Raw genomic sequence first — 23,674 nt, forward strand, 5'->3', positions numbered from 1 at the left:
TGTGGATCTTCAGGTCTGCGACGCCAAGTCGTGGGGTGCCGTCGCGAGTTCACGGATCGCCGGGCTGAGTGCGGTCCACACGGCCAGTCCCGCCATGCACGCCCCCAGCGCCAGCACGGTATGCACACTGCCCCATGAGTTCAGGAGGAATCCTCCCGCCATGGACCCCAGAGGAACGGTACCGTACGCGACCAGAATGGCTACGGAGAGTAGTCGGCCCTGGAGTTCATCCGGCGTCACTCGCTGCTGGTACGAGGCGGCCGCCACGTTCCACAGGGCGCCCGCGTATCCCATTCCGGCGAACAGGGCGCCGAGGCCGGCCGGCGAGCGCACCACCGCGACCAGGGGCATGAGCACGGCCCAGGCGACGTTGCAGCCGATGACGAGCGCGGGCAGCGACGCGACCCGTGTCCACCACGCCGCGTTCAGCGCGCCCAGCAGTCCGCCGACGCCGGAGATCCCGAAGATCACGCCGATCGCCACGCCCGCCTGTGCCGCCGAGGAGTGTTCGTTGCGGACGATGTACTGCAGCGACAGCGTCAGCGCGGCGAACAGCATGTTGCTTCCGGCGATCAACAGGGCGATCACCCGCACGATCGGCTGATGCCACGCCCAGGACAGACCCGCTCCGAGATCCGCCGTCATCGAACGGCGAGGCCCTTTCACCCGCTCCGTCTGGAACTTGGTGCGGATCATCAGCAGCGACACCAGCGACGCCAGCGAGCTGACCAGGGTGGAGACGAACGGCGCCCATCGGGCCACGGCGAACAGAAAGCTGCCGATCGGGGCTCCGATCAGGCCGGCGCCGCGCTGCCGCGCCTCGTTGCGGGACAGCGCGACCGGAAGGTCGTCGTCGCTCACCAGATTGCGCACCGAGGCACGCTCGGCTATCCGGTACAGGATCGCCAGCCCGTTGTCGAAGAAGGCGACGCAGGCCACCTGGGGCAGCCAGAACCGCCCCCACGCCAGGGCGGCGATCAGGGTGGTGACAGCGGTGATCCGCCCCAGGTCGCACGCGATCATCAGCCGTCTGCGGTCCACCCGGTCGGCGAGCACCCCGCCGGCCAGCTGCAGCAGGTACGGCAGATTGGCGAAGAACCCGACGATCCCGGCGTCCGACGCCGACCCGGTGCAGGCCAGGACGAGCATCGGATAGGCCACCGTGCTGATCCGTGATCCGACGAAGGCCAGGCCCGCGCCGGTCCACAGCAGCAGGAAGTCGCGGTTGGCGCGCAGCGGCCGGGGCGAACTCAATCCGTCATCACCTCGTTGACCAGCGCGGCGAGCAGGCTGGTGCCGGGCTTCGCGAACGGCGCCTCATGGCTTCCCGGCAACCGGTCGACCCGCAGGCCCGCGCCGCTCAGCTGCACCCACCGGCTCAGATAGGACCGGTAGGAGTGGCCACGGGACACGGAGTGCGTTCCCTCGGCGCACGCGTCGGTGACGATCAGGCGCACCGGCGAGACCGTGTCCTCGTACCGGTAGTCGATGCACGCGCGCGTCAGCGTCCGCCACGACTCGACATGGCCGGCCACGTCGTCGAGCGCGCCGGCCCCGCCGGTGATGCCGATCTTGGCCAGCAGGTCCGACACGGCCTGCTCGCGCACCGCGTCGTCCAGGCCGCGCGCGTCGAGCAGTTCGGTGAGGATCTCACCGGCATGCCTGGGCGCGGACGCCGTCGGTTCCAGGTCGGCCAGCGGGTCGACGAGGATCAGTTCCGGTGCGCCATGCCCGCGTTCGACCAGCAGCCGGGACATCTCCCAGGCGATCGTCGCGCCGGAGGACCAGCCCAACAGGGTGTGCGGCCCCTCGGGTTGGGCGGCGAGCAGCTCCGGCAGATAGCGCGCGGCCATCTGCCGGACCGAGCCGGGTTCGACGACCTCGAACGCGGCCACGGGACGCACTCCGTCCAGCCGGTCCGCGAGCGGCACGAACCAGTGCGCGCTGCCGCCCTCGGTGTGCGGTACGAACAGGGTGCGCCGCGGCCCGGTTTCAGCCAGCCACACCAACGCCGCGCTGCGTGCCGTGGCCTGCGAGTCGACGTGCGCAGCGAGCCGTGCCACCGTGCGCTCGCGCACCAAGTCCCGTACGGACAGAGCCATTCCCTGTTTACGGGCTTGCGCGACGATGCGCAGCATGAGCAGCGAGTGGCCGCCCAGGGCGAAGAAGTCGTGCTCGACACCGATCTCGTCGACGCCGAGTGCGACACTCCACAGCGCCGCCAGCGCGCGCTCGGTCGGGGTGCGCGGCGGGACGAGGGGTACGGCACTCGGTCCGCTCGCCCCCGGCGCCGGCAGCGCGCCGCGGTCGAGTTTGCCGTTGGCGTTCAACGGCAGACCGCCCAGCGCGACGAAGGCCGCCGGAACCATGTAGGGGGGCAGCTTCTTCGCGCAGTGCGCCGCCAGTTCCTCGGGCGTCGCGGCGGATTCGGACGCCGGCACGTGATACGCGACGAGCGTCTCCTCGCGGACGATCACCACGACGTCCTTGACCGCCGGATGCGTGGCGAGTACCTGCTGGACCTCGTCCGGCTCGATGCGGTATCCGCGCAGTTTGATCTGATGGTCGGCGCGGCCGAGGAACTCGACGTTGCCGTCCGGGCGGATCCGGGCCAGGTCGCCGGTGCGATAGAGCCGCGAACCGGCCTCACCGAACGGGTCGGGCACGAACGCGGCGGCGGTGCGTGCCGGAAGGTTGGCGTAACCACGGGCCAGGCCCGCCCCGCCGATGTAGATCTCACCGACGGACCCCACCGGCAGGGGTCGCATACGCCCGTCGAGCACGTACATGGTGGTGTTGGGTACGGGCAGGCCGATCGAGACGACCTCGCCCTCGACCGGTCCGTCGAGGTGGTGGACGCTGTTGGCCACCGAGATCTCGGTCGGGCCGTACTCGTTGAGCATCCGCGGGCCGGGGCCGACACCGACGAGTTCGAACCACCGTTCGGCGATCCGGGCGGGGAAGGAGTCCGCTCCGACGGCGAGCATTCCGGCGAGGGTCGCGGCCTGCTCGGTGCCGAGCTGGTGGGTGAGCAGGTCCAGGTGGCCCGGCGTCAGCTTGATGAAGCTGTACGGGCCGCCGCGCGCCAACAGCTGGCCCAGATCGTCCAGTTCGAACCGCGGCGGCAGCAAGGTCACCGGTTCGCCCGCCATCAGCGGCGCGTAGATGTTGGGCACCACCATGTCGAAGGCGATCGACGAGAACAGTGGCGCGCCGCCCTTTCCGTAGGCGCCGTAGCCCTCCACCGCCCACCACAGGTAGTTGGCGAGACCGGCGTGCGATATCTGCACGCCCTTGGGCCGTCCCGTCGATCCGGAGGTGTAGATCACGTAGGCGAGGCTCTGCGGGTCGGGGTCGGCCGTCCGCTCGGGTGGCGTTCCCCCCGCACTGAAGTCGGTGACGACCGTGCCGTCGTATCCGTGCAGGATCGCCGCGAACCGGTCCTCGGATGCGGTGAGGACAACCCGCGCACCGGAATCGGCGAGCATGTATCCGATGCGGTCGGCCGGCAGGTCCGGATCGAGCGGCACGTACGCGCCGTGCGCCTTCCACACCGCCAGGAACGCGACGATCAGCTCGGGGCCCCGGTCCAGCAGAACGCCCACGGTGGTCTCGGCGCCGACACCCGCGGCACGCAGCCGGGCCGCAAGCGCTGACGCGCGTGCGTCCAACTCCGCGAAGGTGAGGCGCTGTTCACCGGCGACGACCGCGCAGGCGTCCGGGTCGCTCGACGCCCGGCGCTCGATCGTGGCGAGCACCGATTCCTGCGGGCGCGGCTTCTCGTTGCTGTTCCAGGCCCGCAGTTGCCGGTCCGACTCGCCGTCCGGCAGGAAGGTGGCGGTCGCGTCGCCGTCCGGATCCGTGGCGATCGCCACCAGTACGGCCCGGTACAGCTGGGCGATCCGCCCCGCGTGCTCCTGGGAGAGCACCCGGGTGTCGGTGGCGATGGTGATGAAGCCGCCGCCGGTGGTCACCGAGAACGGGGAGTCGTTGGAGCCGGCACCGATCACCGCCGCCTGCGCGTCGGGGGCGATCGCCTCGTACTCGGCCTCGAACTCGTGGAAGTCCAGGTAGTTGAAGAGCACGTCGATCAGGTCGCTGTCCTTGACCGCGCGTTGCAGGGCGGGCAGGGGCAGCCGCCGGTGCGGCCAGAGCTCTGTCTCCTGGTCGTACACCTGCCTGGCCAGCTCGCTCCAGGTGGCGGCGGTGCGCTCGAAGACGAACGGAACGCTGTTGAGGTACATCCCGTAGACGCGTTCGGCACCGGACGCCTCCGGACGGGCGTCGACGACGAGGCCGGTGTGGAAGCGGGACTCGTGGGTGAGCATGCTCATGACCTTCAGGTGGGCCGCGTGCAGCACCGCCTTCATCGAGGTCCGCGACGCGTACACCGCCGAACGCAGCCCGGTCGCCAGGTCGGCGAACGGAACACGGACCTGGAACCTCTTCGGCCGGCCCGAAGGCACCGCCCACTGCTGCGGCAGGGTGAACTTGGCGACGTCGGCCACGCGTCGCCGCCAGAACTCGACGTCGTCGCCTGCCTGGACCGCCTCGTTCTCCGCCGCGATGAAGTCGGCGTAGCGCACGGCCTGCGGGCGATGCGGCTCAAGCGCGACACCGTCGCGAAGCCGTGTGTACGCGCCGATCAGCTCGGCGAGCAGGCTGTGATGACTCCAGCCCTCCAGTACAGCGTGGCAGTGCGTCAGGCACAGCCACCAGGTGTCGTCCGCGACGAGATACGCGCCGATGCGCATCAGCGGCGCCTGCTCCACATCGAACAGCGCCCTGGTCTCCCGCTCCACCGCCGCCCGGATCGACGCCTCCCGCTCCGTCGCCGGACGGCCGCGCAGATCCTGCACGGTGACCGGGACGGCGACCTGGCCGTGCACCAGTTGCAGCGGGACGGGATGACCGGTCAGGTCGAAGGAGGTCCGCAGCACCTCGTGGCGCTGCAGCACGATCGCCGCGGCGTCCCGCAACGCCCGCTCGGAGAACGGACGGCCGCCGCTGATCGGGAACGCGGTCACCGTGTGGTACGGACGGTCATGCTCCGGATCCGCGGCGAGCATCTCGGTAAGCATGCCCAACTGCACCTGGGAGATGGGATAGGCGTCCACCACGTCGTCCGGGAAGACCGAACCCTCAGGTGCCAGGGCGAACCGTGCCACGCCCGGGGCGGCGGGCGCCGCGATGGTCTCGCGGGACGCCAGTGCCTCGGCCAGCCCGGCCACGGTGCGCTGCTCGAAGACGTCCCGCACGGACACGTCGTATCCGCTCGCGCGCAGGGCCCCCACCAGACTCACGGCCTTGATCGAGTCGCCACCGACGTCGAAGAAGGCGTCGTCGACCGCCAGATGTTCCACACCCAGCACCTCGCGCCACACCGCGGCGACCGCTTCCTGCTGCGCGGTCATCGGCGACGCGTCGCTCCCCTGCTCGCGCTCGACCGACGTGGGCTCGGGCAGCGCGGCGCGGTCGACCTTCCCGTTGGCGGTCACCGGAATGCTCGCGACCGGCACGATGAAGGACGGCACCATGTAGCCGGGCAGCCGGGCGGCGAGTTCGGCGCGCAGGCCGGCGGCGGACAGCACCGCTCCGCGTTCCGGGCTCGCGTAGCCGACCAGCTCCCGGGCACCGTCGCCGCCGCGCACGGTGACGACGGCCCGGCGGACGCCGGCGCAGCCGGACAGCGCCGCCTCGACCTCGCCCAGCTCGATCCGGTAGCCGTGCACCTTCACCTGGTCGTCCACGCGTTCCACGAACTCGAACTCGCCGTCCGGCCGCATCCGGCCGCGGTCGCCGGTGCGGTAGAGCCGCGATCCGGGCGGGCCGTACGGGTTGGGCACGAAGGCCGCCGCGGTGCGGTCCGGCAACTGCCCGTAGCCGCGGGCCAGTCCGTCGCCGCCGACATGGATCTCGCCGACCACGCCGACCGGCACCGGTTCCCTGTGGCGGTCGAGCACGTACATGCTGGTGTTCGGGATCGGCAGCCCGATCGGCAGCTGGTCGCCGCCCTCGGTGCCGTCGGCCACGTGCGCGCTGTTCCCGACGGTGATCTCGGTGGGGCCGTACTCGTTGACGATCCGCACCGTCCGGCCGTCTCGGGCGCCCCTCGCCAACCGTGCCCAGCGTCGCGCCAGTCCGGTGTCGAAGACCTCTCCGCCGGCGACCGCGACGGCGGCGATCTCCGCCGCCTGCCGCGGGCCGAGCTGTCCGGACAGCAGGTCGAGCAGGGTCGGTGCGACCTTGACGAAGCTGAACGGTCCGGACTCCAGCAGCAACAGGCCGAGGTCCTCGATCGGGGTCTCCTCGTCGAAGATCGTCACCGGGTTTCCGGTCATCAACGGCGCGTACAGGATGGTGACCACCATGTCGAACGACGGCGAGGACAGCAGCGGGGCGCCGCCCGGAGCGCCGGCGTACTGCTCGACCGACCAGTGCAGATAGGTGGCCACGCCACGGTGGGTGTTCTGCACGCCCTTCGGCCTGCCGGTCGATCCCGACGTGTAGATCACGTACGCGAGCGAGTCGGGATCGAGGTCGCGGCCGCTCTCGATCGGCGTGCCAGGCTCGACACCGGCGACGTCGATCACCGGTCCGTCGAATCCGCCGAGCAGGTGCCGATGCCTGTCCAGCGTGATGACCGCGCAGGACCGGGAGTCGCCGAGCATGTGGTCGACGCGTTCCTGCGGCAGCGTCGGATCGATGGGCACGTAGGCGCCGCCCGCCTTCCACACGCCCAGGAACGCGACCAGCAGTTCGGCGGTGCGGCCGAGCAGCACTCCGACCGTCGACTCGGCGGCGACGCCGTGTTCTCGCAGCCGGACGGCGAGTGCGCTCGCGCGCGCGTCCAGCTCGGCGAAGCTGATCCGCTCGTCGCCGTGGATCACGGCGTCGGCGTCGGGAGTGGCGCGTGCCTGCAGCTCGATGGTCTCCAGGACGCCGGGTCCACGGTCGAGGACGGGCCCGCGGGCGGACGTCGCCCGCTCCCGTTCGCCGTCCGGCAGGTGGGCGACGCACGCGTCCCCGTCCGGGTCGGCGGCCATGGCCTCCAGCACGGCGCGGTACATCTGGCCGATGCGGTCGGCGTTGCGCAGCGACAACACGCCGGTGTGCGTGGCCAGTGTGACGTGGCCGCCGCCCGTGGTGACCGCGAGATCGAATTCGGTGGCCCCCTCGCCGATCGCCTCCCCGGCGTCGACCAGATCGGAGGAGAACGCGCTGAAGTCAAGGTAGTTGAAGAGCACGCTGAGCAGCTGACCGTCACCGGAGCTGCGGGCGATCTCCGGCAGCGGATGGCGCCGGTGCGGCCACAGCTCGACCTCCCGGGCGAACACCGTGCGGACCAGGTCCACCCAGGTGCTGCCCGCGGCGACCCCGTCGAAGGCGAACGGCACCGAGTTCAGGTACATGCCGTACACGCGGTCCGCGCCGATCGACTCCGGACGTCCGTCGCACACCAGCCCGTCGAAGAACGGCTCGTCGCCCAGGAGCGAACTCATCACCTTCAGATGCGCCGCGTGCAGAACGCTCTTGAGCGAGGTACGGGAGCGGACGGCGAGGGCGTTCAGGCCCGGCCGCAGATCGTGGAAGGGAATCCGCCGACGGTAGTCCGACCTCGGCAGGTCGGGGTCGTGCCATCCCGCGGGCAGCACGGCGCTGCGCCGGCCGGCGACGACGGACGCCCAGTAGGCGCGGTCCTCCTCGGAGTCGAGCGACGCCAGCTCGGCGGCGATGTAGTCCGCGAAGCGCACCGCCGGAGCCTGCCACGGCTCCGGTTCACCGCCGTCGCGCAGGGTCGCGTACGCGCGCAGCAGCTCGGACGTCAGCGCGTGCAGGCTGAAGCCCTCCAGGATCGCGTGGCAGTAGGCGATCGAAAGCCACCAGGTGCCGTCGTCGACGACGGACGCCGTCAGGCGCATCAGCGGCGCGTCGGTGAGCGTCATCGGTGTGGAGCGTTCCACGGCGGCGAAGCCCTGCATGGCCTCGCTCGCCTCGTGTGTGCCGTATCCGCGCAGATCCCTGACGGCGAGCGGCAGTTCGGCCTGCGCGTGCACCGATTGCAGCGGCGTGCCGTACTCGGTCAGCTCGATGGAGGTCCGCAGGATCTCGTGCCGCTCGACGACGACGGCCGTCGCCCGCCGCAGCGCTTGTTCGTCGAACGGGACGCCGTCGTTGACCGGGAAGGCGGTGACCGTGTGATAGCGGGTGCTGCCGGTGCCGGAGAGCATCTGGGCGACCATGCCCAGCTGCACCATCGACAACGGATAGGCGTCCACGACGTCGTCCGGCAGGACGACGTCCCGTGGCGCCAGTGCGAACGGTTCGACCGGCGCCGCGGACTGACGCGGCGCGGGACGGCCGCTGAGGTGCGCGGCAAGCGTGCGCACCGTGGAGTGCTCGAACACGTCCCGGGCCGAGGCGTCGTAGCCGGCCGCCCGGAGTGCGCCGACCAGGCCGACCGCCTTGATCGAATCGCCGCCGAGTTCGAAGAACCCGTCGAGTGCGCCGACCCGCGGCACGTCCAGTGCCTGCCGCCAGATCAACGCGATCCGCTCCTCGTCGACGCCGCTGGGCGCGGTGAACGTCTCGGCCGCCGTGTACGCGGGCTCGGGCAGCGCCAGGCGGTCGACCTTGCCCGCCGGATTGAGCGGGAACGCGTCCAACGCCGTGTAGACCGAGGGCACCATGTACGAGGGCAGCGCTTCGGCGGCGAACGCGGCCAGGCCGTCGAGGGCGCCGATCACATAGGCGACCAGCGTCTTGTCCTGCGCGCCGCGGGCCGTGACGACGACGTCGCGCACGCCCGGTGCGGTGCGCAGCACCGTCTCGATCTCGCCGAGTTCGATGCGGTGCCCGCGTACCTTCACCTGGTCGTCGGCGCGGCCGAGGAACTCGATCTCGCCGTCCTCGCCCACCCGGACGAGATCCCCGGTGCGGTACTCCCGGCCGCCCGTCCGTGCCGGGGTGAAGCGGGCCGCGGTCAGCTGCGGCTGCGCGTGGTATCCGCGGGCCACGCCCGCACCGCCGATGACGAGTTCGCCGACGACGCCGACCGGAACCCGGGCTCCGCGCGCGTCGAGCACCCGCAGCCGGGTGTCGGCGAGCGGGGCGCCGACGACCACCCGGTCCGGCTGAACCGGCACCTCCCAGGCGGTGGACCAGATGGTGGTCTCGGTGGGTCCGTACACGTTGAGCAGGCGGCCGACCCGGCCTCGGAGGTGACGGGCCAGATCGAGCGGCAGCGCCTCGCCGCCGCACAGCGCGGTCACCTCGGGCCGGTCGAACCCGGCCGCCAGCAGCATCTTCCAGCCGGACGGGGTGGCCTGCACATGGTCGACGCCGTGTTCCTCCACCAGCCGCACCAGCTCGGCGCCGTCGCGCAGTTGACTGTCCGCGGCGAGCACGATCCGTCCGCCCGCGGTGAGCGGGCCGAACAGTTCGAGTCCGCAGATGTCGAACGAGAGTGCGGTCGAGGCCAGCCAGCAGCCGTCGCCCGCGAGGTCACGCATCGAGGCGAGCAGATTGGCGAGTGCGCCGTGGCCGATCTCCACGCCCTTGGGCTTGCCGGTGGATCCGGACGTGTAGATCACGTAGGCCAGATCGTCGTCCGCCCACACGGTCGTGGGCGGTGTCGGTGCCGGCGCCGGCGCCGTCGAGTCCTGGGCGAGATCGGAGAGCGCGTCGTCGAGGACGATGCGCGCGCCGGAGTCGGCGAGCATGTGGCGCACCCGCTCCGCCGGCAGCCCCACGTCCAACGGCAGATAGGCCGCTCCGGCCTTCCACACGCCCAGCAGGGCCGCGATCATCGCAGGAGTACGACGCATCGACACCGCGACGACGTCTCCGCGGGAGACACCCCGCCGTCGCAGCAGTTCCGCGACGAGATCGGAGCGACGGTCCAGTTCGCCGTAGGCGACCTGCTCGCCGTCGCAGACCACCGCGATGTCGTCGGGACGCTTCCCGGCCCGCGTCCGGAACGCGGACGGCGCCGCCGGACGCCGCTCGGCGGGAAGCGGTGCGCCGACCAGCCCGTCGAGCACCCGCAGGTCGTCGTCGGCCAGCGGAACCCGGGACGCCTCGCCGTCCGGGTCGGTGAGCATCGCCTCCAGTACCGCCCGGTACATGGCTGCCAGCCGGTCGGCGTTGGCCCTGCTGACGACGTGGGTGTTGACGGTGACCGAGAAGTGCTTGGCCTGGGTGGTGACCCGGAGCGAGAACTCGTTGGGGCTGATGTCCATCGTCTTGAGGTAGTCGACGCGTTCGCCGTCGACCACGTGGAAGTCGATGAAGTTGAAGTAGGCGTCGATCATCCGCTCGCCACCCGCGGCCCGCTGGATCGCCGGGATCGGGTGACGGCGGTGCGGCCACAGGTCGATCTCCGTGGCGAACACCCGCCGCACCAGCTCGGTCCAGGTCCCGTCGGTGCCTTCGAACGGGAACGGCACGGTGTTGAGGTACATGCCGTAGACGCGGTCGGCGCCCACCGCCTCGGGCCGCGCGTCGCACACCAGCCCGGAGAAGAAGCGCTCCTCCGCGGTGATCATCGACATGACCTTGAGATGGACGGCGTGCAGCACCGCCTTCACCGAGACACCCGCGCGCGCGGCGAATCCCTTGATCTGCGGCAGCAGGTCCAGGTAGGACACACCGGTCCGGTAGGTCTCGCGCGGCGTCGCCGGGTCGGCCCCCCAGCCCTGCGGAAGACGGAACGCCGGACGGCCGGCGACGATCCCCGCCCAGTACGCGGCGTCCTCGCCGTCGGCCAGCGACTCCAGCTCGGCAGCGATGAAGTCGGCGTAGCGCACGGCGGCCGCCGGCTCGGGTTCCGGCTGTCGGCCGGAGCGGAACAGCCCGAACAGATCGATGATCTCCATCAGCATCTGGTGGTAGCTCCACCCCTCCAGCACGGCGTGGCACTCGGTGATCGTCAACCACCAGGTGTTCTCGCCGGTGAGATGGGCGGCCAGCCGGATCAGCGACGGCCGGGACAGGTCGAACGGCTGGTCGCGCTCGCGGGCCATCCACGCGCGCATCGCACCGAGCTGCTCCTGCTCGCCCAGCTCCCGCAGATCCTGTACGTCGACGCTGATCCCGGCGCTCTCGTGCACCAGTTGCAGCGGACGCGAATAGCCGTCCAGGTCGAACGAGGTCCGCAGGTTCTCGTGCCGCGCGACCACGGCCTGGGCGGCCCGGTCGAAGGCGTCGGCGTCGAAGGCCGCGTCGTCGTCGATCTTCATCGAGGTGACGTTGTGGTAGTTGCGCTCACCGCTGTCGGCGAGCATCTCGACCACCATGCCCAGCTGCACGCCCGAGATCGGGTAGGCGTCGACGACGCCGGCGGGCAGCCGCTCGCGGTCCTGCTCCGCGAGCAGCGCGAACGGCTCGACCGGCGGCCGCTGCTCGACCAGCGGGTCCCGCCCGGCCAGGTGCGCGCAGAGCTGTGCCACGGTGCGCTGTTCGAAGACGTCCTTGACCGCCACGTCGAAACCGGCCGCGCGCATCGTTCCGGTCAACGCCACCGCGAGCAGCGAGTCCCCGCCGAGTTCGAAGAATCCGTCCTCGACGCCGACCCGGTCGATGCCCAGGACCTCACGCCAGATCTCGGCCGCCCGCTGCTCCTCATGGGTGCGCGGCGCGACGTACCGCGCGGTGACGGCGAGCGCGGCGCCGTCCGGCGCGGGCAGGGCGCGTCGGTCCAGCTTCCCGTTGACCGTCAACGGCAGCGCGGCCAGCGTCACGAACGCCGACGGGACCATGTAGGCCGGAAGCGCCGCCTCGGCGACCGAGCGCAGCTGCGCGGCCCAGGTGCGCTGCTCGGTGGCCACGCCCTCCTCGGGCACGACGTAGGCGACCAGCCGCTTGTCGCCGGGCGTGTCCTCGCGCACGATCACCACGGCGTCCCGCACCGTCGGCGCCGACGCCACCGTCGCCTCGATCTCGCCGAGTTCGACGCGGTATCCGCGGATCTTCACCTGGTGGTCGGCTCGGCCGAGGAACTCCAGCGAGCCGTCGGCGCGCCGGCGTGCCAGGTCGCCGCTGCGGTAGAGCCGGGCGCCGGGCCTGCCGAAGGGATCGGGCACGAAGCGTGCCGCGGTCAGGTCCGGGCGGCCCGCGTATCCGCGGGCGACGCCCGCTCCGCCGACGTAGATCTCCCCCGGCACGCCGACCGGGGCGAGGCCTCCGTCGCCGTCCAGCAGATAGATGCGCAGGTCGTCCAGGGGGCGGCCGATCGCGTTGGGGGCGCTCGGCGCCAGGTCCTGCTCGGTGATCCGGTAGAAGGTGGAGTGCACCGTGGTCTCGGTGATCCCGTACATGTTGTACAGGCACGGCGCGTCCAGACCGAGCCGGTCCGTCCACGGCCTGAGCTCCGCCGGTTCGAGTTTCTCGCCCGCGAACACCACGGCGCGCAACGCCAGATGCCCGATCCGCGGATCATCGTCGGCAGCTGCGGCGACCAGGGCGCGGAACGCCGACGGCGTCTGGTTGAGGAAGGTGACCTCGTGGCGCACCAGAACGTCGAGGAAGTCGCTGGGCGAGCGGGTGACCGAGGCGGGGACGACGACGAGCTTGCCGCCGTACAGCAGCGAGCCCCACAGCTCCCACACCGAGACGTCGAACGCGTAGGAGTGGAACAGCGGCCAGACGTCCTTCGGCGAGAACCCGTAGTGGCGCTCGGCGGAGGTGAGCAGCCGCGCCACGTGGGCGTGCGTGAGGACGACGCCCTTGGGCCTGCCGGTCGATCCGGAGGTGTAGATCGTGTAGATCAGGTTGTCCGGGACAGACCACGGCTTCGGATCGGCCGTCGGCAGGCCGTCCAGGTCCTCGGAGTCGAGGTCGAGGACGGCACCGGTGTGCACGGCGGCGATCTTCTCGGCGTGCTCGCTCTGGGTGAGCACGATCGGGGCGTGGGCGTCGCCGATGACGTAGGCCAGGCGGTCCGCGGGCGCCGCCGGGTCCAGCGGCAGGTAGCCGGCGCCTGATTTGAGGATGCCCAGCAGCGCGGGGACCAGGTGTTCGCCGCGTTCCAGGCAGATTCCGATCATCTGCTCCGGACCGGCACCGAGTTGCCGCAGCCGATGCGCGATCCGGTTGGCCCGCTGGTTCAGTTGGGCGTAGCTGAGTTCCGCGGCGGGCGCGCCGTCGCCGCTGTCCACCACCAGGGCGGTCGCGTCCGGGGTGCGCAGGGCCTGGGCCTCGAACAGCTCGTGCACGGTGGCCCGCACATCGTGGTCGAAGGTGTCGGCGCGCGGTCGTGAACCCGCTTCGGTGAGCAGGTCGATCTCCGGCTGGTCCAGGAAGGACAGCCGTGAGAGCGGCAGTTGGGGCGCCTCGGCGACGGATCGCAGCAGAGCGAGATAGTGCCGCCCGATCCGTTCCACGGTGGCGTCGTCGAACAGTGCCGTCGGGAAGAGGATCTCACCGTTGAGCGAACCGTCGGGGTGTTCACTGGCGAGTACGGTCAGGTCGAATCGCGAGGACTTGGCGGCGATCGGGAACTCGCTGACGGTGAGCCCGGCCAGGTTGGCCTCGTAGGCACCGGTGGTGCGCAGGCCCAGCATGACCTGGAACAGCGGTGAGCGGGCCGGGTCCCGGTCCGGTGCCAGCTCCCGCACCAGGTGCTCGAACGGAACCTCCTGGCTGATCAGCGCCTGCTGCACGGTGCGGCCCGTGTCACGCAGCAGCTGGGCGAAGGCCGGATCACCCTCCCAGCGGTTGCGCAGCACCAGGGTGTTGATGAAGAAGCCGATCAGGTTCGACGCCTCGGGACGGCCGCGGCCCGCGACCGGCGACCCGACGCTGATGTCCCTGCTGCCGGTGTACCGGTGCAGCAGTACGTTGAAGGACGCGAGCAGAACCGCGTAGAGGGTGGTGTCCTGGTCCCGGCCGATCGCCCGAAGCCGGTCGGCCAGCTCGGCCGGGATGTCGAACGGAACCATCCGGCCGGTCCAGTCCCGCCGTGCCGGCCGCGGGCGGTCGGTGGGCAGTTCCAGCGGCTCGATGTCGGCGAGCTGTTCCCGCCAGTACCGCTGCGCCGAGGTGAAGCTCTCCCGGCGGGCGAGCGTCTCGCGCTCCCACACCGCGTAGTCGGCGTACTGGATGGGGAGTTCCGGCAGCGGGGACGGCCGGCCCTCGACCCGGGCCTGGTAGAGCGCGCGCAGCTCGCGCACCAGGATGTCGATCGACCAGCCGTCCAGCGCGATGTGATGGCAGGACAACGCCAGTACGTGGTCCTGCTCGCCGAGCCGGATCAGCAGCGCCCGCACCGGCCAGTCGGCGGCCAGGTCGAACGGTCGCGACGAGAGCTCGGTCGCGAGTTCGTGCGCGAGTGCCTGCGGATCCGGCGCCGACGCGACGTCGACGACCTCCAGTTCGGCGGCCGTGACCGGCGGATCGATCAACTGCTGCGGCTCGCCGCCGCGTTCGACGTAGCGAGTCCGCAACACCTCGTGGCGCGCGACGACGTCCTGCCACGCCTGGCTCCAGGCCGGTGTGTCCAGGCTGCCGCGCAGGCGCAGCGCAAGCGGAACCACGTACTCCGTGGACCCGGGATCGATCCGGTCGATCAACCACAGCCGCTGCTGCCCGAACGACAGCGGCAGCGGACGCGAGCGGTCGGTCGGTGCGATACGGGAGCTCGCACCCGAGCGTGCTCCCGCGCCGCCCGCCAGACGGCTGCGCAGCAGTTGCGCGCGCAGCTCGTCAGGGGCAGAGGTTTCAACGCCGGTCATCGTGGCCAACCCTTCACTGCTGTTCCAGTTGTTCCTGATGGGCCGCCGCGAGCTGTGCGTCGGACATGTTCTCGATCTCGGCCTGGATCGCCTCCTCCACCGCCTGGGCGAGTTCGGCGACGGTCGGCCCGGCGAAGACGGTGCGCACCGGAAGGTCGACGTCGAACTCGTCCTGGATGCGGGCGATCAGCCGCACCGCGGCCAGCGAATTCCCGCCGGCGGCGAAGAAGTTCGTATGCGCTCCGGGGTCGACGCCCAGCAGCGCCGAGAAGATCGTCGCGACGCGGATCTGCGCCGGACCGGTGGGAGTGTCGCCGTGCGCGAGAGCGGCGTCGTCGACCCGGATCCGCGGCAGCGCCGACCGGTCGACCTTTCCGTTGCGGTTGAGCGGGATCAGCTCGATCGCCGCGAACGCCACCGGAACCATGTAGTCGGGCAGCCGCCGTTCGGTGTGGGCGGTGAGTTCGGAGCCCGTGACCTCCGCGCCCGCCGGCACGTAGTAGGCGTGCAGCCGGACGTCGCCCGACTCGGGGCCCTGGGACGTGTCGGATCCGGTGGCCGCGGCGACCACCACGGCGTCGCGGACGCCGGGGTGCTCACGCAGTACGGCCTCGATCTCGCCGGTCTCCACCCGGTAGCCGCGCACTTTGAGCTGGCCGTCCATCCGGCCGAGGAACATCACGTCGCCGGTGGGCCCGAACCTGGCCAGGTCCCCGGTGCGGTAGAGGCGTTCGCCCGGCGCGCCGTAGGGATCGGGCACGAACCGTGCCGCCGTCCTGGCCGGATCGCCCGTGTACCCGTCGGCGACGCCGGCGCCGCCGACGCACAGTTCACCGGGCGACCCGATCGGTACGCGGTTCAACGCGTCGTCGAGCACGTGCACGGTGACGCCCGGAAGCGGTCTGCCCAGCGGCACGATCCGCTGTACCGGCTCGCCGGCCACCGGATGGATCGTCGAGCCGACCGATCCCTCGGTGGGGCCGTACTCGTTGATCAGCCTTCCGTCGCCGAGCAGCCGGCGCCAGTGCTCGGCCTGGCGCGCCGGCAGTGCCTCGCCGGCGACGACGATCACCGAGGCGAGACTGGCCGCGGCGGCGTCGCCGAGCTGGTGGGCGAGGAGTTCGAGGTGGCCCGGGGTGAGCTTGATGAAGCTGAACGGACCCGTCTCGGCCAGCACTCGGCCGAGTTCGGCAACCGGAAGGTCACGCGGAGCCATGTGCACCGGCTGCCCGGCGAGCAGCGGCGCGTACAGGTTGGGCACCACCAGGTCGAACGCGGTCGAGGAGAAGACCGGCGCACCGGTCGTCCCCTGCGAGGCGAGATCGCGGACGGCCCACTGCAGATGGTTCGCCAGCCCCCGGTGCGGCACTCGCACGCCCTTGGGCCTGCCGGTGGAACCGGAGGTGTAGATGACGTAGGCGGTGTCCTGCGGCGTGGCGTGCGGGCCGACCGGATCTCCCGGCCGGTTCTCGACGCGTTCGCGGTGCAGATCCACCATGACCAGTTCACCGTCGAAGGCCTCGGGCAGCATGGTGCGGTAGCACGATTCGCTGATCAGCACCTTTGCTCGCGCGTCGGTGAGCATGTGCCCGATGCGTTCCGCCGGGAAGAGCGGGTCGATCGGCACGTAGGCGGCGCCCGCCTTCCACACCCCGAGCAGTACGGCGTGCAGATCGAGCCCGCGTCCGACCAGGACACCCACCGCGTCGCCGCGGCACACACCGAGGTCCTTCAGCAGTCCGGCGAACTGGTTCGCCTTCACGTCCAGTTCGCGATAGCTCATCGCCGTGCCCGAGTACGTCACCGCCGGCGCGTCCGGGGTCTTCGCCGCCTGCCGCTCGAAGAGCGCGAGCGTCGTCTCGGGGCCGAATGCGGCGTCCCTACGATTCCACGCGTCGAATTGCCCGTGTTCGGTCTCCGACAGCAGATCGACTTCGCGCAACGGCAGTTCGGGGCGGGCCGCGAGGCGGCCGAGCAGCAGACGGAACTGTTCGGCCAGCGCCTCGACCGTGTCGCGGTCGAACAGCGCGGTGGCGTATTCGAAGCCGAAGGCGTACGAACCGTCGGGTCTGCGGCGTGCGAAGACGGTCAGATCCGTCTTCGCCACCCGCCACGCCTCGCGCATCGCCGCCAGGTCGTCCGAACTGGACATGCCGCCGGTGAGTTCCTGGTCGTGCAGGTCGAACGCGACCTGGTACAGCGGAGTTCGGGACATGTCCCGCTCGCCGCCGTAGGCGTCGACGAGGCGGTCGAACGGCACGTCCTGGTGGGCCAGGGCGAAGCGCCTGGCCTCGTCGACCCGCCGCACCGACCGCTCGAAGTCCTCCTCGGGACGCAGCCGGGGACGCACGACCAGGGAATTGAGGAAGAAGCCGACGACGTCCTGGGTCTCCGGGCGCAGCCTGCCCGCGGTCGGCGTGCCGACGGCCACGTCCCACTGTCCGGTCCGCCGTGCCAGCAACGCGGTGAGCCCGGTCAGCAGCACGGCGAACGGCGTGGCACCGCACCGGCGGCCGATCCGCGTCAGTTCTTCGGCGGTCTCGGCGGGCACGTCGAAGGTGACCAGGGCGCCGGCCTCGTCGCGGACCTGCGGGCGCGGGCGGTCCGTGGGCAGTACGAGCGGTTCGAGGTCCGCCAGTGTGTCCCGCCAGGCGGCGACCCCGCGCTCGGTGCGGGCGTCGGTGTGCCATTGCCGCTGCCAGTGCGCGTAGTCGGCGTACTGGACAGGTGGCGGCGTCGGCTCGTCTCTGGCGAGAAGGGCGTGGAAGTCCCGTTCCAGGATGACCGCCGACCAGCCGTCGCAGGCGATGTGGTGCAGGGTCAGCAACAGCAGGTCGTTCCCGCGGCCGTCCGCGGAGCGCACCAGCAGCGCCCGCCAGACCGGACCGGCGGCCAGGTCGAAGCCGCGGGCGATCTCGGCGTTCACCTCTCCGACCGGGTTCGAGCTCTCGCTGGTGCGCAGTTCGACCGGGGTGGACGGATCGATGATCTGCAGCGGCTCGCCGTCCTCCTGCGCGTACCGGGTACGCAGGATCTCGTGGCGCTCGGCGAGCCGGCCGAGCGCCCCTCGGACCTGCCCCGGGTCGGCCCTGCCGTGGAGGCGGACGAACAGCGGAACGGTGTATTCGCCGCTTCCCGGGCGCAGTTGGTCCAGGAACCACATGCGCCGCTGTCCGAAGGACAACGGGAGCCGGCCGTCACGGGGCGCGCGGGCGATCGGCGGCGGCTCCTCGCGACCGGGACCGTCGGCCGGCGGTGCCACCAGCAGCGCCTGGTCCGCGACGGTCGTGTGGGTGTAGAGATCCTGGAGACCCACGTCCGTTCCCGTCGCCCGGGTCAGCCGCCCCGCGAGCCGGGTGAGCAGCAGCGAGTAGCCGCCCAGCTGGAAGAAGTCGTCGTCGGCTCCGACCTTCTCCACACCGAGCAGTTCCTGCCAGACCTCGGCGACCGCGAGTTCGGCGTCGGTGCGGGGTGCGAGGTAGGCCGGGCGCGAGGCGAGCACGGACTCCATGCTCGACAGCGCCGATCTGTCGATCTTCCCGTTGGACAGCAGCGGGAAGCTGTCGACCGGGGTCAGCACCGAGGGGATCATCGGCGCGGGCAGGCGCTCGCGCAGGAAGGAGCGCAAGGCCGCCGGAGCGACGTCGCCGACGACATACGCCGTCAGCCGTGCCGCTCCGTCGGATCCGGCCGCCGTGCCGACGACCGCGGCCGTGACCTGGGGATGCGCGGCGATCGCCGTCTCGACCTCGCCCGGCTCGATGCGGACGCCGCCGACCTTCACCTGCTGGTCGAGGCGACCCAGGTATTCCAGGTTGCCGTCCTCGCGCCACCGGACCCGGTCGCCGGTGCGGTAGAGCCGGCCGCCGGCCGGTCCGTAGGGATCGGGGACGAAGCGCTGCGCGGTCAGGTCCGGGCGGCCCTCATAGCCGCGGGCCTGCGCCGCGCCTCCCACATACAGCTCGCCGGGCACGCCGACCGGGCACGGCTCGCCACCCGGGTCGAGAACCAGCAGGCGTACGCCGGTCACCGGCCGCCCGATGGGAGCCGGCCCGGACGACACGTCCCGGTCGCACGGGTGTGCGGCGACGTCGATGGTGCACTCGGTCGGCCCGTAGGTGTTGTACACCTGCGCCGTGGCGGGCACGGCGGTCAGGTACTCGGCGTGCAGCGCCTCGCCGCCGGAGGTCAGCAGCCTGAGGCTGTGGCAGCGCGACCAGCCGGGTTCGTCGGCCAGCAGCCGCAGAATCGAGGGCACGACCTGCAGCACGCTCACCTCGGCGTCGAGGACCGCCCTGACGATCTCGGCCGGGTCGCGTTCGGCTCCCGGCGGGGCGATCACCAAGGTGGCGCCGCAGGCCTGCGGGGCGAAGATCTCCCAGCCGGCCGCGTCGAACCCCACCGGCGTGCGTTGCAGCACCCGGTCGCCGGGGCCGAGGCCGTGGGTCCTGACCCGCCAGTCGACGTAGCCGGCGATCCCCTCGTGCGTGATGACGACGCCCTTGGGGTGCCCGGTCGACCCGGACGTGTACAGCACGTAGGCGGCGTTCGCGGGATCCGGCACCGGACGGACGACGTCCGACGGCCGTGCCGCGACCGGCGGTTCGTCGGCCGCACCGACCAGCAGGGTGGGCACCGCGTCGGCCGGCAGGACGCCGGCGTGCGCGTCGTCGGTCAGGACGACGCGCACGCCGGCGTCGGCGACGATCCACCTGGTCCGCTCGGCGGGATGGGCCGGGTCGAGCGGAACGTAGGCCGCCGCCGCCCGCCACACGCCGAGGAGCGCCACGACGAGATCCAGACCGCGCGGCATCAGTACGCCGACCCGGTCCTCCGGGCCGAGGCCGCGGGCGCGCAACGTGTCGGCCACCCGGTCCGCCGCGGCGACAAGCTCCCCGTAGGTGAGCGACCGGTCGCCGTCGACCACGGCGACCGCCGCCGGGGTGCGAGCCGCCTGATCGACGATCCGGGCAGGCAGCAGCGGGCTCAACTGAACTGCCCCATGCGTCGGCGAAGGCTGGCCGGGCGCATGTCCGTCCACACTTCGGCGATGTGCGCCAGGCACGCGTCCTCGGTGCCCTGGAAGCCTTCCGCGTGCCATCCGGCCGGAAGCTCACGTCCGAGCCACCAGATGGAGTGCTGGTCCTCGTCGTTGCGCACCACCAGATGGGTCGGCGCCGCCTGTTCCGTCTGCTCTGTCACAGCGTTCCCCTCATTCGACCTGAGTCCACTGTCGAAAGCAGCGCTATATCGGACCTATACCGAATCAGGACGGTGCAGCAGATCGTCGGCAATGATGCCGCGCATAATCTCTGACGTGCCGCCGTAAAGCCGGGTCACCCGGGTGTCGGTGTAGAGGCGGGCGATCGGGAATTCGGTGACGAACCCGTAGCCGCCGTGCAACTGCAGGCATTGGTCGATCACTTGGCCGGCGGTCTCGGAGGCGAACAGTTTGCAGGCGGCCGCGTCGACCGCGGTCAGCTCGCCCGCGTCGAACAGGTCGAGCGCCTTATCGGTCATCGCCTGCATGGCGCGTACTCGTGCCGTGCAGTCGGCGAGCACGAATTTGGTGTTCTGAAAAGTGGAGACGGCCCGGCCGAACGCCTTGCGCTCCTTGACGTAGGCGACGGTGTGGCGGACCGCCGCGGCTGCCTGCGCCGTCGCCCCCAGCGCGATCGTCATCCGTTCCTCGGCGAGGTTGTGCACCAGGTACTTGAAGCCCTGGCCCGCCTCACCGAGCAGGTTGGCCGCGGGTACCCGCACCTCGTCGAAGAACAACTCGACCGTGTCCTGGGCGTGCAGTCCGATCTTCTCCAGCCGCCGGCCCACCGTGAACCCGGGCGAGTGGGCGTCGACGCACAGGATCGACAGGCCGCGCCGTTCGTCCCCGGGTATGCGCACCACCACCAGCACCAGATCCGCCTGGGCGCCGCCTGAGATGAACGTCTTGGATCCGCGCAGCACGTAGTGCTTGCCGTCCTCGGACAGCGTCGCGGTGGTGGTGATCCCGGCGAGGTCGGAACCGGCTCCCGGTTCGGTCATCGCGATGGCGGTCATCATCTCGCCGCTGATGAACGGCGGTAGCCAGCGCTCCTTCTGCTCGTCGTCGGCGAAGGTCATCAGGTACGGGAGCACCAGGTTGAAGTGGATCGGGGCGGCGCCCAGACCGACGCCGGCCCTGGTGGTCTCCTCGATGAGGATCGCGTTGTACTTGTAGCTGTGCTCTCCCGCGCCGCCGTACGCGACGGGGGCGCGGATGCCGAACACACCCAGCTCGCCGAGCCGCCGGTAGAGCCGGCGCGGAACCTGGCCGGTCCGTTCCCATTCCTGGTGGTGCGGCACGACCTCCGCCTGCAGGAAGTCGCGGATCACGCGCCGGAACGCCTCGTGGTCTGCGTCATAGACAGTGCGCCGCATGGGTCAGCCCTTTCGCTCGGCCGCGATCAGTTCCGCGGCGCGCTCACCGATGAGCATCGACGGCGCGGCGGTGTGTCCGCGCACGATCTCCGGCATGACCGAGGCGTCCGCCACCCGCAGGCCGCGGAGGCCGCGCACCCGGAGCCGTTCGTCCACGACGGACGCCGGGTCGGTTCCCATCCGGCATGTTCCGGTCGGGTGGTAGAGCGACTGCGCCGCCTGGACGGCGGCGTGACGGCGGTCCGGGCCGGGGGGCAGCGCCGGTTGTACGGGGGCGCCGGCCTCCGAGGCGAGGGGCTCGGTGGCGAGCACCTCCTCCGCGATGCGCAGCCCGGCGTCCAGGACTCGCCGGTCCTCCGGATCGCTCAGATATCCCGGATCGATCAGCGGCCGGGACAGCGGATCCGCGTCGCGCAGCGCGATCTCGCCGCGGCTTCGCGGCTGGAGCAGCACCACGGCGAGGGTGAACCCGGCGGACTGCGACCGAGTGCGCCCCTCGTCGACGAACTGCCCGGTCAGCAGCACCAGTTCGATGTCCGGGTGCGGCAGCGCCGGGTCGCTGCGCACGAACGCGTACGCCTCGCCGAGGTTGGAGGTGAGCGGACCGCGGCCGTTCGCGCGGAACTGCGTGAACGCCCCCGGAGCACGGCGCGGATCGGGGCCGGGCTCCGCCGCCTCGACCAGCAGCATCGCGGCCAGGTGGTCGCGCAGGTTGCGCCCGACCTCCGGCGCGTCGGCGACCAACTCGATCCCGTGGTCGCGCAGTCGGTCGGCGGGCCCGATCCCGGACAGCATCAGCAGTCTCGGCGAATCGACGGCCCCCGCGCACAGGATGACCTCGCGGCGGGCCGTCACCGTGACCGGCCGGCCGTCGACGGAGTACCGGACCCCTTCGGCCCGCCCGTCGACGATCTCCACCTTGTGTACGGCCGCTCCGTGGCGCACGACGAGGTTGGGCCGGTGCGCGGCGGGCCGCAGATATCCGTCCGCCGTACTGCGCCGTCGCCCGCCGGCTTGCATCACCATGGTGGGCCGGGCGCCGTCGGACGCCGAGCCGTTCTCGTCGGCGGCGAGGGGAATCCCGGCCTTGCCGCAGGCGTCGAGGAACGCCGAGGTCACCGGGGCCGGATCGGGCAGCGCCGCGACGCGCATCGGGGCGCCGTCGTCGCAGCCGATCCGGGACAGCACGGGGCGGACCGCCGCGTAGGACCAGAGCGGGCCGGCGAGTTCGCCCCAGCGGTCGTAGTCGGCTCGCTGGCCGGGGACCCACATCATCGCGTTGATCGACGACGAGCCGCCGAGGGTCCTGCCGTGCGGCCAGTACACCCGCCGTCCGGCCAGCCGCTGCTGCGGGGCGGTCTCGTCGGCCCAGTCGACGGCGCTGCCGAACAAGCCGGGGAACAGGGCGGGGACAGCGATCGAGGGCAGGTCGTCGGCCGGTCCCGCCTCAAGCACCAGCACGGTCGTGTCCGGGTCCTCGCTGAGCCGGGCGGCCAGCGGTGCGCCCGCCGCCCCGGCGCCGACGACGACGTAGTCGTACGCCTCGTTCACCGCGGCGTACTCGCCTTGCGGCGGTCCTCGTCGGCGAACTCTTCCTCAAGCCGCTCTGCCACGACGTCACGCTCGACCTCGCCCGCGGACTCGTTCAGCGCCGAGGAGATCGCCCGCAGGCGTCGGCGCGGACGGCTGCTCGCGTACAGCAGGATCTCCTTGACCTCGATGTCGAACAGGTCCGCGGGATAGGACTTGGCGGCGAAGTCGATCTGCCGCAGCGCGTGCGGTATCAGCTCCCGCATGGTGCTCTGGGCGACGTTCCAGTTCTCCGGATCGGCGGCGACGTGCCGGCGGCAGGTGTACGTGCCCCACGCCATGTGCCGCCGCTCGTCGTCGCCGATCAGTTCCACGACCCTGCGCATGCCCGGGAAGATCCCGAGTGAGGTGCAGAACCGGTTCCAGGTGTAGTAGCCGGTGAGCGCGAGCGTCCCCTCGACGAGGTGGTTGTACGTGATCGAGGCGCGCACCTGGTTGGCCGGGCTCGGATCGTGGTGCAGTTTCTCCAGCGCCTCCGGCAGGGCGATGCCAAAGATCTCCTGGTAGCCGGGGTTGCCGGTCACCAACTCGTTGAGATCGTCGTGCAGTCCCACGGCGTCCATCCACCGGCGGAAGACCTCGACGTGCTTGGCCTCTTCGAAGCAGAACTGCGCCAGGTACATCTCGTCACCCAGCCGTCCCTCGGACGCGACGGCGGACATGAACGGCTGGATGTCCCGGGTGACCGCCTCCTCGCCCGCCACGAACTGGGCGCACATGACCGCCACGGCCTCCTGGGCCTGCGGGGACAGTGCCGCGAAATCCTCGGCGTCGCGGGTGAAGTCGAGGTCCGCCGGATTCCAGAACCTGCGGTTGCCCTTCGCGAACAGCCGCATGGGCAGCATGTCCCAGTCGATGCCGCCCGCGTTCAACGACGCGTAACCGGTGCGCCGGGCTGGTGAGTCGGGTTGGTTCGTCATGGTTCGTTCCTTTCC

Annotated in this window: 7 protein-coding genes; all 7 read right to left on the bottom strand. The window is 71.3% G+C overall.

Going from position 1 to position 23,674, the window contains the following annotated elements; all coding sequences use genetic code 11:
- Positions 1-9: 9 nt before the first annotated feature.
- Genes OG870_RS13520 through OG870_RS13550 form a run of 7 tightly spaced genes read right to left on the bottom strand, consistent with a single transcriptional unit; the run spans position 10 to position 23,659 of the window.
- Positions 10-1,254 carry an MFS transporter gene (locus OG870_RS13520; RefSeq protein ID WP_266513285.1) on the bottom strand — a complete coding sequence of 415 codons (1,245 nt, stop codon included), beginning with the start codon at positions 1,252-1,254 and terminating at the stop codon, positions 10-12.
- On the bottom strand, positions 1,251-14,732 hold the full coding sequence (locus tag OG870_RS13525) for a non-ribosomal peptide synthetase (RefSeq protein ID WP_327690896.1): 13,482 nt from the start codon (positions 14,730-14,732) through the stop codon (positions 1,251-1,253). The genes OG870_RS13520 and OG870_RS13525 overlap by 4 nt, the downstream gene beginning before the upstream one ends.
- A 13-nt stretch (positions 14,733-14,745) precedes the next feature.
- Positions 14,746-19,722: a non-ribosomal peptide synthetase gene (locus OG870_RS13530; protein WP_327690897.1), complete on the bottom strand. Its 4,977-nt coding sequence runs from the start codon at positions 19,720-19,722 to the stop codon at positions 14,746-14,748.
- A complete protein-coding gene (locus OG870_RS13535) occupies positions 19,719-19,934 on the bottom strand; it encodes an MbtH family protein (RefSeq protein ID WP_266585126.1) in 216 nt (71 codons plus the stop codon). The genes OG870_RS13530 and OG870_RS13535 overlap by 4 nt, the downstream gene beginning before the upstream one ends.
- A gap of 54 nt (positions 19,935-19,988) precedes the next feature.
- Complete coding sequence (locus OG870_RS13540) at positions 19,989-21,149, bottom strand: acyl-CoA dehydrogenase family protein (protein ID WP_266513293.1); 1,161 nt, start codon at positions 21,147-21,149, stop codon at positions 19,989-19,991.
- A gap of 3 nt (positions 21,150-21,152) precedes the next feature.
- Positions 21,153-22,700 (bottom strand): GMC family oxidoreductase, encoded by a 1,548-nt coding sequence (locus OG870_RS13545; RefSeq protein ID WP_266585124.1) that lies wholly within the window; start codon positions 22,698-22,700, stop codon positions 21,153-21,155.
- Positions 22,697-23,659, bottom strand: coding sequence for a R2-like ligand-binding oxidase (locus tag OG870_RS13550; RefSeq protein ID WP_266513297.1), 963 nt, complete (start codon positions 23,657-23,659; stop codon positions 22,697-22,699). Before OG870_RS13550 ends, OG870_RS13545 begins: the two co-directional genes overlap by 4 nt.
- Positions 23,660-23,674: the final 15 nt, after the last annotated feature.

Source organism: Streptomyces sp. NBC_00461, assembly GCF_036013935.1.
Lineage (GTDB): Bacteria > Actinomycetota > Actinomycetes > Streptomycetales > Streptomycetaceae > Streptomyces.